This is a genomic window from Escherichia sp. F1 (assembly GCF_046764225.1).
Lineage (GTDB): Bacteria > Pseudomonadota > Gammaproteobacteria > Enterobacterales > Enterobacteriaceae > Escherichia > Escherichia coli.
The window spans coordinates 1,767,466-1,779,501 of record NZ_CP177202.1; the positions used below are offsets into that span (position 1 = coordinate 1,767,466).

The window sequence follows — 12,036 nt, forward strand, 5'->3', positions numbered from 1 at the left end:
GCTTCCCATGAGTGCGTTAAATAAGAAAAGTTTTCTTACTTACCTGAAAGAGGGCGGTATTTACGTCGTTCTTTTAGTTTTGCTGGCGATTATTATTTTCCAGGACCCAACATTTTTAAGTCTGTTGAACTTAAGTAATATTCTCACCCAGTCATCGGTGCGTATTATTATCGCGCTCGGTGTGGCAGGGTTAATTGTCACCCAGGGGACCGACCTTTCTGCGGGGCGTCAGGTAGGGCTGGCGGCAGTGGTGGCAGCGACATTATTGCAGTCCATGGATAACGCCAACAAAGTGTTCCCGGAAATGGCGACGATGCCGATTGCGCTGGTTATTCTGATTGTCTGTGCCATTGGTGCGGTGATCGGTTTGATTAACGGCCTGATTATCGCTTATCTCAACGTGACGCCATTCATTACCACGCTCGGTACGATGATCATCGTCTATGGCATCAACTCGCTCTATTACGACTTTGTCGGGGCGTCGCCGATTTCTGGTTTCGACAGTGGCTTCTCTACCTTTGCTCAGGGCTTTGTCGCGCTGGGGGGTTTCCGTCTCTCTTACATCACCTTCTACGCGTTGATTGCGGTGGCGTTCGTCTGGGTGTTGTGGAACAAAACCCGCTTCGGTAAGAACATTTTTGCCATTGGCGGTAACCCGGAAGCGGCAAAAGTATCTGGTGTCAACGTCGGCCTGAACCTGCTGATGATCTACGCGTTGTCTGGCGTGTTCTATGCCTTTGGCGGGATGTTAGAAGCCGGACGTATCGGCTCTGCCACCAACAACCTCGGCTTTATGTATGAGCTGGATGCTATCGCGGCGTGTGTGGTGGGCGGTGTATCGTTCAGCGGCGGTGTGGGGACGGTGATTGGTGTGGTGACCGGGGTGATTATTTTTACCGTCATCAACTATGGCCTGACGTACATCGGCGTAAACCCATACTGGCAGTACATCATCAAAGGGGCGATTATTATCTTCGCCGTAGCGCTGGATTCACTGAAATACGCGCGTAAGAAGTGATGTGATTGTGGGTATTGCCGGATGCGTCGCATCCGGCAATCGGTGCCAAATGCCGGATGCGTCGCTGGTTTTACAACGTTACCGGGTGTTCTTTCTCTCCCTTCTTAAACTTCACTTCCCCAAGATCAATACAACCCACCGGGCAGACGTGACCGCAAAGCAGACAACCGACGCATTTCTCGGTATTACAATGCGGCGTGCGGGTTTTCTCGCTCCATTCCATCGCCTGGTGACCGCCGTCGTAACAGGAAATATAACAGCGTCCACAGCCAACACATTTATCGAGATTGATACGGGGATAGACAATATAACTGCGGTCTAAATCTTCCGCAGGGACAATATTGTTATTCGCCAGACCTACCATCTCCTGCAACGAATCAAACCCCTGATCGGCAAGATAATGTGACAACCCGCTCGCCATATCTTCCACTATCCGATACCCGTACTGCATAATGCCGGTGGTCACCTGCAACGTCGCTGCACCGAGCAATAAAAACTCTGCCGCATCTTCCCAGGTTTCAATACCGCCGATACCGCTGATCGGGAAATCGCGCAGCTCTGGATGGGTGCGCATTTGCTGAATAAAGCGCAGGGCGATCGGTTTTACCGCTTTACCGGAATATCCGGAAATACTCGATTTACCGTTAACGATCGGCATACCAATTTTCTGATTAAGATCGATATTGGTGATGGATTTAACGGTGTTAATCGCCGCAATGCCATCTGCACCGCCGCGTTTCGCCGCCAGCGCCACTTCGCACATATCACCGATATTCGGCGTCATCTTCGCCAGCATTGGCAGCGTGGAACCACGTTTCACTGCCCGACAATATTTTTCTACCAGCTCCGGGCTTTGCCCGACATCGCTACCCATCGCATGAGAAGTCATTTGCGGACAGGAGAAGTTACACTCGATCATATCGGCACCAGCTTCTTGCACCAGGCGCGCCAGCTCTTCCCACTGCTGCTCATTTTCCCCCATGATTGAAGCTATCAATACTTTGTCCGGGTAGTCTTCTTTCAGCCGACGCAGGGCGGCCAGATTCTCTTCCAACGGATGTTCAGCAATTTGCTCCATATTTTTGAAGCCGATAAAACCGGTATCTTCTTTCACCAGATGATCAAAACGCGGTGAGACTTCGTTGGCGATAAAAAAGCCGATCGTTTTAAACACCACGCCGCCCCAGCCAGTGTCGTAGGCTTTGGCACACATCTCATAGCAGTTGCCTACCGGCGAAGAAGAGAGGCAGAACGGGTTGGGAAACTTCACGCCGCAAAAAGTAATCGAAAGATCTTTCGTTAACATGAGCAAGCTCCCTCTAAATAATGATGAATCGCCTCGGCGGCTTCTTTCCCGGTTTTCACGGCATAGACCACGGTTTTGTCACCCTCAACAATATCGCCAGCAGCAAAGACTTGCGGGTCGCGGGTCTGGTAATTTTGTGTATTGATGGTGTTACGCTGCGGCTCTAACTCCGCAAAGGCATCCAGTCTGGCATGCTGACCGACGGCGAGAATAATTTTATCTGCCGCCATCGTCAGTTCGCCCGGTAACCGTACATGCTTAAACGTGACTTTATTGCCTTCCACGGCTACTGGCGTGAATCCATCAATGATCGAAACGCCCAGCTCCCGGGCGCTGGCAAACTCTTTTTCGCTTGCCGGAAACTCATCTAACTCTTCACGCGCTACGCAAGTTACTGCCTGACAGCCGAGAACTTTCAGCGTGCTGGCTACGTCCATCGCGACATCACCGCCGCCGATAATTAATGCGCTTTGTGGAATGCTGATATCGCCTTGCGCCTGTCGTGCACGTTGCAAGAAGTCGACGGCAATCTCAACGTCGCTATGCTCAAACAGTGGTAGCCCGGAACCGCTAGATAACCCCACGGTGACCAGTACCGCGCGGTTTTCCGCTTTCAGCTGCTCCAGGGTGAGTGTTTTACCGATTTCGTTATTGCACTTAATGGTCACGCCCATTTTTTCAATACGGGCGATTTCTGCATCCAGTACTGATTGCGGTAACCGGAATTGCGGAATGCCGTTACGCAACCAGCCACCGGGTTGTGCTTCTTTCTCATAGATCGTGACGTCATAACCCAGGTTTGTCAGCGTCACACTGGCCTGCAATCCGGCAGGACCTGCGCCAATAATGGCGACTTTGCCGAGCGTTTTAGTACCGGGCTGATAAATTTCCATCCCAGTTTGTTGTTCAAAATCAGTAACAAAACGCTGTAAGCGACCGATATCAATGGGAGTATCAACACCGGCACGGGTACAACCGCTTTGGCATAATTTCTCCGTCGGGCACACTCTGGCACAAACGGCACCGAGGGCATTATTTTCACGAATTGTCTCGGCAGCGCCTTTAAAATTACGAAAGTAGATTGAGCGAATAAATTTCCCCGGATCGGTCTGTGCCGGGCAAGCCTGACTACAGGGAGCGTCATGACATAATAAGCAGCGAGAGGCTTCTTTAATCGCCAGTAAAGGCGTAAAAGCCGGAGTGAGTTCATCCAGATAATTTTGTTGCGGCATGTGATCTTCCTTAATGCTATGAGTAATTAAGGCGAACGCTAAATATACTCGTCATACTTCAAGTTGCATGTGCTGCGTCTGCGTTCGCTCACCCCAGTCACTTACTTATGTAAGCTCCTGGGGACTCACTCACTTGTCGCCTTCCTGCAACTCGAATTATTTAGAGTATAAATATTGCGTGCTGATATTAAGGCTATGCGCGTGGGGAAATTTAAACTGTGAAAGGATTCACAAATAGCTGCGGTTCAGAATGTTATATCCGCAGCTTATTGAGTGAAGTAATAATTATTCTCAATAATTAACAGAAAAGAGAAAATATTAACGATAGAAAATAAGATAAACAATCATGCCGATAGATAAAATTCCGAAGCCGATATATGCCACCATATAAGCGAAGAAGAGTCCGGGATTTTTTGCTCGCCAGACATACACCGGTTCCGGTGCATTTTTAACCCGTTTATCAATCGCGCCTGCGCGCCAGCCTTTCCATGCTTCGCGGAAACAAAATATCGGGATAAGGAAAAAAACGGCAACGACAAAAAACTGCTGTACATCCATAACTACTTTCCTTGTTTCTTTTGTAATTCAAGTAACTGTTCGGGCGTGACGGCGGGATACCCCTGCGCATCTTCCGGCACCTGGTGCATAGCCGGAATAGGGACCAGCGGCCCTAAAAAACGCGGTTCACGTTTAAAAATATAAAGGTCGGCCAGCGCTCCGAAACGGGCGGCAAATTCGCGAATACGTACTGACAGCATATCTTTCGGTGACGGTACGGCATAACACTGAGCCTGAATCCCCATATGCAGCGCAATAAATAATGCCCGCTCACAGTGGAAACGTTGGGTGATAATAATGAAATCATTAGTATCGAAAACTTTGCGTGTACGCACGATGGAATCCAGCGTACGAAAGCCTGCGTAATCGAGAACAATATCTGATGGGTCGACACCAGCAGCGATTAAATCTTTGCGCATGGTCATCGGCTCATTATAACTTTGCAATGCGTTATCGCCGCTCAGTAATAGATAATTTACCTTACCGCTGTTATAGGCATTAATCGCTCCTTGAATGCGGTAGCGATAATACTGATTAATTACGCCAGTACGATAATATTTTGCTGTTCCGAGCACCACACCGACCTGGCGGTAGGGGAGATCCTGCAATTCGTCGTAGATATAAGGCGCGGTTTTCCAGCTCATCCAGCGATCGAGGCCGAGCACAGTCAACAGCAGCAAGCCGATCAGGACTAACAGGCTGAGGAACACGCGCTTTAACATGCAGGAGACTCGATCTAAGGAAAATTTCCATCAGGCTACTTTACCCGCTGGTTTTGCGCAAGAAACGGCAAACTGTTTGCCGGGATTTTCGACACCAGGAGAGGGCTGGCAAGCCGGACAAGGCGTTCACGCCGCATCCGGCACCAGGCTTAAGCGAGAAGCACGCGGTCGATATTGTGACAGCCGAGAGCTTTCAGCGTTGCGGAGGTGGCATCCCACTGAATCAACGGCGCATCGGCTTTTTCTGCCAGAACCGCGCGCTGGATATCCGGGTAATCATAACCCTTGAGATTCAACAGAATTAACGCCCCCTGCAACGGTGGCAGAGTCGGGTTGAATGCGGCGTTTTCAGCGTAGCTGCCGCTGAAAATACGACCGTCTTTACATTCCAGCGCGACACCGCTTGGCGACTTACTGTAAGGCATGTGCGAACGGTTTGCCGCTGCAATCGCCGCCTGAGAAAGCGCATCACCCGTCAGCGCATAGCCGTGATCCTGCTCGTCCATCAGCAGCGTTTTAATCTCCAGATCTTTCGGCCCAAAGGCATCCGGCAGATAGTCACGCAGCGCGTGTGCCTCGCGGCCCGGCAGATGAATACGCAGATCCAGACCGCTGTTTAGTTCATTCATAAACTGACGGCAGTGACCACAAGGCGTGTAGTTAACGGTGATGGCTGCAAGCGCTTTTTCACCACTCAACCAAGCGTGGCTGATCGCGCTTTGTTCGGCATGAACGGTTTGCTGCATTGTCGCACCAATAAATTCCATATTGGCACCAAAATACCAGGTTCCGCTCACACCGCGCGCAATTGCGCCAACATTAAAATTCGACAATGGCGTACGCGCACAGGCCGCCGCCAGCGGAAGTAGTGCGAATGCCAGCGCGTCTTCGTCCAGCCCCGTTGCGCTCTTTAGCGATGAGACTTGCTCCCCGGTCAACAAAGCGGGGAAGTACTTGTCTGCCAGAATAGGTTCCAGTGCAGATTGCAAGTTATCCGCAAGTTGGGCAAAAGCGGTTTGAAAACGTGGATGCATGGCGTTGCCTCATAATCATGTAATGGGATAACAGTTTACGAACCCGTTATGGCTTTATATGTGATCTGAATCTCATTAATTATGCAACGCGTGAAACTTACATCAAAAATGCGCGACGCATCGCAAATTTTAGCCCATTACTGCCAGAATAATCGGGAAAAGGAACGGTGCGATCAGCGAAGTAATAATCCCGCATAACACCAGTGCCAGCGAACTAAACGCACCTTCCTGATAATCCAGCTCGGCGCAGCGCGCCGTACCGAGGGCGTGCGAGGCTGTCCCCATCGCCAGACCGCGCGCAGCTTTGGTACGAATACGCATCGCATTAAGCAATGTATGGCCAAACACAGCGCCGAGGATGCCGACGAAAATGACGCAAACTGCGCTGATTGCCGGAATACCGCCAATACTGCCGCCAACCGCCATTGCAATAGGCGTGGTGACTGATTTCGGCAGGATTGACGCGGCGATTTCCGGAGAAGCGCCCATCAACAATGCCACGGAAGTCCCCGTCACCATCGCAACCACGCTGCCGATAAAACAGATGGTGATGATCGATTTCCAGCGCGCGCGGATCTGGTGTAGCTGCTCATATAAAGGATAGGCCAGCGCGACGACCGCCGGTTGCAGCAGATCGTTTAGCACTTCGCTACCTTTAAAGTAGCTGTCGTAGGAGATGCCGGTCAGCATTAAAAAAGGAATGATCACCACCATTGCTACCAGCAACGGGTTAAGCAAGGGAAACTTATACCGTGCCGCCAGTTTGCGGGCGGCAAAAAAGACAATCAATGTCAGCGGTAATGACCACCAGATATTCGCCATCATTCTTCTGATCCTTTCTGACCTACGACTTTACGTTCACCATGCACCAGTTGCGAACTCCAGCTCACCACCAGAAAAACCACCAGCGTACTGACTGCACAGGAAACCACTACCGGGCCAAACTGTGCGCGGAGCAAATCAAAATATTGCATGACGCCTACGCCAATCGGCACAAACAATAGCGCCATATAGCGAATCAGTACGTAGCACCCCGGATTGACCCATTTCGCCGGAAGTATTTGCAAGGCCAGCAGGACAAACAGGATTAGCATCCCGATGATGCTGCCCGGAATGGTTACCGGTAGCAGTGAAGCAATGAAAATGCCTGCATACAGGCAGGCATAAATCAGGACGAAAGCGCGTAAATATTGCCAGATAATGTTCAGTGTCTTACTCATAATCAACACCCCAGATGAGATGGATTCATCATACAATTAATTCGTAAAACGTGCTACCGATCACATTAAGAATTCTCAGCATAGTTGAATTTTAGGGACGTAACCTCGGGCGAGCGCCCAGTTCAGCACACTAATTCTGCTGTAAAAAGTGCAGAAACTGACTTAAAGCATAAGAAGGCGTTTCGTTATTGCGCCAGAACACACCGACGCTGCCTTTCTGTTCTATCTTTGGCAGGTTGAGGATCACCAGTTGTCCCTGGCTGGCATAACGTTGCGCCAGGCGTAATGACAAAATAGAGATCATATCGCTGCTTTGTAACAGGTTGGTACTGACGTTCATCGACGCCGACTCAATCGTGTTTTCTGGCAGCATCACGCCGTGGTCTACCAGCGCATTATCAATACTGATGCGAATGGGGGTACCTGTCGGCCAGACTATCCACCGCCAGTTAGCAAGATCATTCCAGCTGAGGGTGGCGTATTTCGCCAGTGGATGCTCAGCACGGGCGACAAAACACACCGGCTCGGTGTAGAGCACCTTATAATTCAGTGGCAGCTGCAAGGCGCGACCGCCAATTCGCCCAACGACCACGTCGACAGAACCTGCCAACAGATCTTGCAGCAATGGGGTCATAACCTTCTCTTCAATATTCAGATGTAGAGTTGGCATCTCCTTGAGCAAATGCAAAATCGCCTGGGATACGCAGTCAGTGGCGACGGGAGAACAGCCAATTTTCAGACTGCCGACCAGCCCACCTTGTTTAAAACGGGCCAGTTCATGTTGCGAGCGCTCCATGTCATTGATTAACCGCTGGGCATGTTGCAATAACAATCTACCGCCTTCGGTAGGGCGTAACCCTTTGCTGTGCCGCTCAAAGAGTGTGAGGCCGATCTCATCTTCGAGTTGTGACAACCATTTCGACAGCGCAGGCTGGGTGATATTCATCATCCGCGCGACATGGGTCAGATTGCCCTGTTCACCCAGCGCCACCAGCATTTGCAGATGATGAAGCTTTAGTTTCTGCGCCCAGTTTGCCATTTGCCATAACCTCCAGGTTATCTCTCTGCCCGAAATGCCATTGTACATTTCATCTCTTTAATCACAATATCGCAACATACATAAAACAAAAGAAACATCTACCTTACCTGCACTGAGGCATTTACTATGACTCAACGACGTGATTTACAAGCACTGATCGATGCTGCTCCGGTCGGCAAGATGCAGTGGCGCGTTATCATCTGCTGTTTTCTGGTGGTAATGCTCGATGGTTTTGACACCGCGGCTATCGGCTTTATCGCCCCTGATATTCGCACTCACTGGCAACTCACCGCAGGCGATCTCGCCCCGCTTTTTGGCGCGGGTCTGCTGGGGTTAACCGCAGGCGCACTGCTTTGTGGTCCGTTGTCCGATCGCTTTGGCCGCAAACGGGTGATTGAGCTGTGCGTCTTTTTGTTTGGCGCGTTAAGCCTCGCCTCGGCTTTCTCACCGGATCTGCAAACGCTGGTATTCCTGCGTTTCCTCACCGGCCTTGGGCTGGGTGGCGCGATGCCAAACACAATTACCATGACCTCGGAATATCTGCCTGCCCGCCGCCGCGGCGCGCTGGTGACGCTGATGTTTTGCGGCTTTACCCTGGGGTCGGCGTTTGGCGGGATTGTCAGCGCGCAGCTGGTGCCGGTGATTGGCTGGCACGGGATCCTGGTGTTGGGTGGCGTATTACCGCTGATGCTGTTTGTTGCACTGCTGGTGGTTCTGCCGGAATCGCCACGCTGGCAAGTGCGCCGCCAGCTACCCCGGGCGGTGATTGCGAAAACCGTCAGCGCCATCACCCGCGAGCGTTATGTCGATACCCACTTTTATCTCATTGAATCAGCCTCCGTTACAAAAGGCAGCATTCGTCAACTGTTTATGGGGCGTCAGTTACCCATCACGTTGATGCTGTGGGTGGTGTTCTTTATGAGCTTGCTGATTATTTACCTGCTCTCAAGCTGGATGCCAACGCTGCTCAACCATCGCGGCATCGACCTGCAACATGCCTCCTGGGTTACCGCCGCGTTCCAGATTGGCGGTACGTTGGGCGCGCTGGCGCTGGGCGTGCTGATGGATAAGTTCAATCCTTTCCGCGTACTGGCGCTGAGCTATGCCATAGGCGCTGTATGCATCGTGATGATTGGCTTAAGCCAGGACGGATTATGGCTAATGGCGCTGGCGATTTTCGGCACCGGCATTGGCATCAGCGGATCGCAGGTGGGGCTGAATGCGCTGACCGCAACACTTTATCCAACACAAAGTCGCGCCACGGGCGTGAGCTGGTCAAACGCCGTGGGCCGCTGCGGCGCGATTGTTGGCTCGCTGTCTGGCGGCGTGATGATGGCGATGAATTTCTCTTTCGACACCCTGTTTTTCATTATCGCTGTGCCCGCGGCGATCAGTGCGGTGATGTTAACCCTGCTGATCACCGTGGTTCGCCAGTCGACCTCTGTCCCTGACTCACTGCCTCACGCAGGTGTTGTGAACGAATAAGGAGCATCCCAATGACTGATAACAATCAAAATAGCCGCGAGCAATTTTATCAGCATATTTCCGGGCAAAACCTGACCCCGCTGTGGGAGTCACTGCACCATCTGGTGCCAAAAACGCCCAACGCTAACTGTGCGCCAGCGTACTGGAATTATCAGGAGATCCGCCCGCTGCTGCTGGAGAGCGGCAGCCTGATTGGCGCGAAAGAAGCCGTGCGCCGCGTGCTGGTGCTGGAAAACCCGGCGCTGCGCGGGCAGTCTTCCATCACCGCGACTTTATATGCCGGTTTGCAACTGATCATGCCGGGCGAAGTGGCACCGAGTCATCGCCATAACCAGTCGGCGCTGCGTTTTATTGTTGAAGGTAAAGGGGCATTCACCGCCGTTGATGGCGAACGCACGCCAATGAATGAGGGCGATTTTATCCTGACCCCGCAGTGGCGCTGGCACGATCACGGTAACCCTGGCGACGAACCGGTTATCTGGCTCGATGGGCTGGATCTGCCATTAGTGAACACTCTGGGCTGCGGTTTTGCCGAAGATTACCCGGAGGAGCAACAACCAGTAACGCGTAAAGAGGGCGATTACCTGCCGCGTTACGCTGCCAATATGTTGCCGCTGCGCCATCAGACCGGGAACTCCTCGCCCATCTTTAACTACCGTTATGACCGTAGCCGCGAAGTGCTACACGATTTAACCCGCCTGGGCGATGCCGATGAGTGGGATGGCTACAAAATGCGCTACGTCAACCCGGTCACCGGTGGCTATCCGATGCCGTCGATGGGCGCTTTCCTGCAACTGCTGCCGAAAGGGTTTGCCTCACGCGTGGCGCGTACCACTGACAGCACCATCTACCATGTGGTGGAAGGTAGCGGGCAGGTCACTATCGGCAATGAAACCTTCAGCTTTAGTGCAAAAGATATCTTCGTGGTGCCGACCTGGCACGGCGTGTCGTTCCAGACCACGCAAGATACCGTTTTATTTAGTTTTTCGGACAGACCGGTACAAGAAGCCCTGGGGCTGTTCCGCGAAGCGCGTTATTAATTTGGGAGAGAGAAAATGACTCAATACGTATTCGAACCACAAGCGCCCGTTACCGTACCGGTTGTTGGCAGTGATGAACAGTTCCCCGTACGCCGCGTTTACTGCGTCGGACGTAACTATGCCGCCCACGCCCGCGAAATGGGCTTTGATCCGGATCGTGAACCGCCATTCTTCTTCTGCAAACCGGCGGATGCCGTTGTTCCGGTTGCCGCTGGCGAAACGCTGGCGCTGCCGTATCCGGCGCAGACCGATAACTACCATTATGAAATTGAACTGGTGGTGGCGATTGGTAAAAAAGGCAGTGATATCCCGCTGGAAAACGCCCATGAATATGTCTGGGGTTATGCCACGGGTCTTGATATGACTCGCCGTGACCGTCAAATGGAAATGCGCCAGATGGGCCGCCCGTGGGAAATCGGCAAAGCGTTCGATCTCTCGGCCCCCATCGCGCCGCTGCACAAAGCCAGCGAAACTGGCGGTATTGATAACGCACCTATCTGGTTACAGGTTAACGGCGAAGATCATCAGCGCAGCGATATTCGTCATCTCATCTGGTCAGTGAATGAAACCATCAGCTACCTGTCAGGCTTCTTTGAACTGCAACCGGGCGATCTAATCTTTACCGGTACGCCGGAAGGGGTTGGCCCAGTAGTCAAAGGTGATGTGATCACGGGCAACGTCGAGGGCTTAACGCCTATCGCGGTGAAGATTGTCTGAGGTGATGATGAAGCTGTACAGTTTTTTTAATAGTTCAGCGTCTTACCGGGTGCGCATTGCGCTGGCGCTGAAGGGTATCGATTACCAGACCGAAGGGGTGAATATCCGCATTGGTCAGCAAAACGAACTGGCCTACCGGCGGATGAATCCGGTCGGGCTGGTGCCGACGCTGCTGACCGACGAGGGCGAATCACTCGGACAATCGCTGGCGATTATTGACTGGCTGGAGAGTCACTACCCGCAAGTTCCGCTGATGCCGCAGGAAGAACCGGCCCGCAACAAGGTGCTGGAAATTGTCTATGCCATCGCCTGCGATATTCATCCATTGAATAACCTACGCGTGCTGCGCTACCTGACCGAAGAGCTGAACGTCAGTGAAGAAGATAAAAAACGCTGGTATGCGCACTGGATCCAGCAAGGGTTAAGCGCGGTGGAACAGCTACTGCGCCAGAGCCAGTCGGGGCAATTTTGTGTGGGCGAGACGCCGACGCTGGCAGATTGCTGCCTTGTTCCACAGTGGGCGAACGCGCTACGTATGAACTGCGATCTGAGCGGGTATCCGCGCTGCAAAGCGGTGTACGACGCCTGCACGCAGCTGCCAGCGTTCATTGCCGCAGCGCCAGAAAATCAACAAGATAAAATTTCAGCCTGACCAGGAGAACCAT

The 12,036-nt window shown here is 52.2% G+C and carries 13 protein-coding genes; 5 read left to right on the forward strand and 8 right to left on the reverse strand.

Features of this window, described 5'->3' with window-relative positions; genetic code table 11:
- Nucleotides 1-7 precede the first annotated feature (7 nt).
- Nucleotides 8-1,018 (forward strand): galactose/methyl galactoside ABC transporter permease MglC, encoded by a 1,011-nt coding sequence (gene mglC, locus ACK8NJ_RS08515; RefSeq protein ID WP_033869760.1) that lies wholly within the window; start codon nucleotides 8-10, stop codon nucleotides 1,016-1,018.
- Nucleotides 1,019-1,088: 70 nt separating this feature from the next.
- Here mglC and preA read toward each other — a convergent pair whose 3' ends face one another.
- The 8 genes from preA to ACK8NJ_RS08555 all read right to left on the reverse strand — a co-directional run bounded on the left by preA (nucleotide 1,089) and on the right by ACK8NJ_RS08555 (nucleotide 8,129).
- Nucleotides 1,089-2,324, reverse strand: a complete 1,236-nt coding sequence (gene preA / locus ACK8NJ_RS08520) for an NAD-dependent dihydropyrimidine dehydrogenase subunit PreA (protein WP_000956070.1) — start codon at nucleotides 2,322-2,324, stop codon at nucleotides 1,089-1,091.
- Complete coding sequence (gene preT, locus ACK8NJ_RS08525) at nucleotides 2,318-3,556, reverse strand: NAD-dependent dihydropyrimidine dehydrogenase subunit PreT (RefSeq protein WP_033869761.1); 1,239 nt, start codon at nucleotides 3,554-3,556, stop codon at nucleotides 2,318-2,320. Before preT ends, preA begins: the two co-directional genes overlap by 7 nt.
- A gap of 318 nt (nucleotides 3,557-3,874) precedes the next feature.
- Nucleotides 3,875-4,114, reverse strand: a complete 240-nt coding sequence (locus ACK8NJ_RS08530; protein WP_000383096.1) for a DUF2542 family protein — start codon at nucleotides 4,112-4,114, stop codon at nucleotides 3,875-3,877.
- Nucleotides 4,115-4,116: 2 nt separating this feature from the next.
- The gene (gene sanA, locus ACK8NJ_RS08535) at nucleotides 4,117-4,836 is read right to left on the reverse strand and encodes an outer membrane permeability protein SanA (RefSeq protein WP_000920064.1); all 720 of its coding nucleotides are present in this window, start codon (nucleotides 4,834-4,836) and stop codon (nucleotides 4,117-4,119) included.
- A 149-nt stretch (nucleotides 4,837-4,985) separates the two neighbouring features.
- Nucleotides 4,986-5,870 (reverse strand): cytidine deaminase, encoded by an 885-nt coding sequence (gene cdd / locus ACK8NJ_RS08540; protein ID WP_000553553.1) that lies wholly within the window; start codon nucleotides 5,868-5,870, stop codon nucleotides 4,986-4,988.
- Nucleotides 5,871-5,999: 129 nt separating this feature from the next.
- Entirely contained in the window at nucleotides 6,000-6,695 is a 696-nt protein-coding gene (locus tag ACK8NJ_RS08545) for a CidB/LrgB family autolysis modulator (RefSeq protein ID WP_000968208.1), read from the reverse strand.
- Nucleotides 6,692-7,090: a CidA/LrgA family protein gene (locus tag ACK8NJ_RS08550; protein WP_001295452.1), complete on the reverse strand. Its 399-nt coding sequence runs from the start codon at nucleotides 7,088-7,090 to the stop codon at nucleotides 6,692-6,694. The genes ACK8NJ_RS08545 and ACK8NJ_RS08550 overlap by 4 nt, the downstream gene beginning before the upstream one ends.
- A 130-nt stretch (nucleotides 7,091-7,220) precedes the next feature.
- Nucleotides 7,221-8,129 carry a LysR substrate-binding domain-containing protein gene (locus ACK8NJ_RS08555; RefSeq protein WP_000024648.1) on the reverse strand — a complete coding sequence of 303 codons (909 nt, stop codon included), beginning with the start codon at nucleotides 8,127-8,129 and terminating at the stop codon, nucleotides 7,221-7,223.
- Between the two features lie 126 nt (nucleotides 8,130-8,255).
- Between ACK8NJ_RS08555 and mhbT the strand changes: the two genes are divergently transcribed.
- The 4 genes from mhbT to maiA are packed head-to-tail and all read left to right on the forward strand — an operon-like array spanning nucleotide 8,256 to nucleotide 12,023.
- A complete protein-coding gene (mhbT, locus tag ACK8NJ_RS08560) occupies nucleotides 8,256-9,614 on the forward strand; it encodes a 3-hydroxybenzoate transporter MhbT (protein WP_000194234.1) in 1,359 nt (452 codons plus the stop codon).
- A gap of 11 nt (nucleotides 9,615-9,625) precedes the next feature.
- Nucleotides 9,626-10,654 carry a gentisate 1,2-dioxygenase gene (gene gtdA / locus ACK8NJ_RS08565; protein ID WP_000131693.1) on the forward strand — a complete coding sequence of 343 codons (1,029 nt, stop codon included), beginning with the start codon at nucleotides 9,626-9,628 and terminating at the stop codon, nucleotides 10,652-10,654.
- 15 nt (nucleotides 10,655-10,669) lie between these two features.
- A complete protein-coding gene (locus tag ACK8NJ_RS08570) occupies nucleotides 10,670-11,371 on the forward strand; it encodes a fumarylacetoacetate hydrolase family protein (protein ID WP_000196041.1) in 702 nt (233 codons plus the stop codon).
- 7 nt (nucleotides 11,372-11,378) lie between these two features.
- Nucleotides 11,379-12,023 carry a maleylacetoacetate isomerase gene (gene maiA / locus ACK8NJ_RS08575; protein WP_000781176.1) on the forward strand — a complete coding sequence of 215 codons (645 nt, stop codon included), beginning with the start codon at nucleotides 11,379-11,381 and terminating at the stop codon, nucleotides 12,021-12,023.
- Nucleotides 12,024-12,036 lie beyond the last annotated feature (13 nt).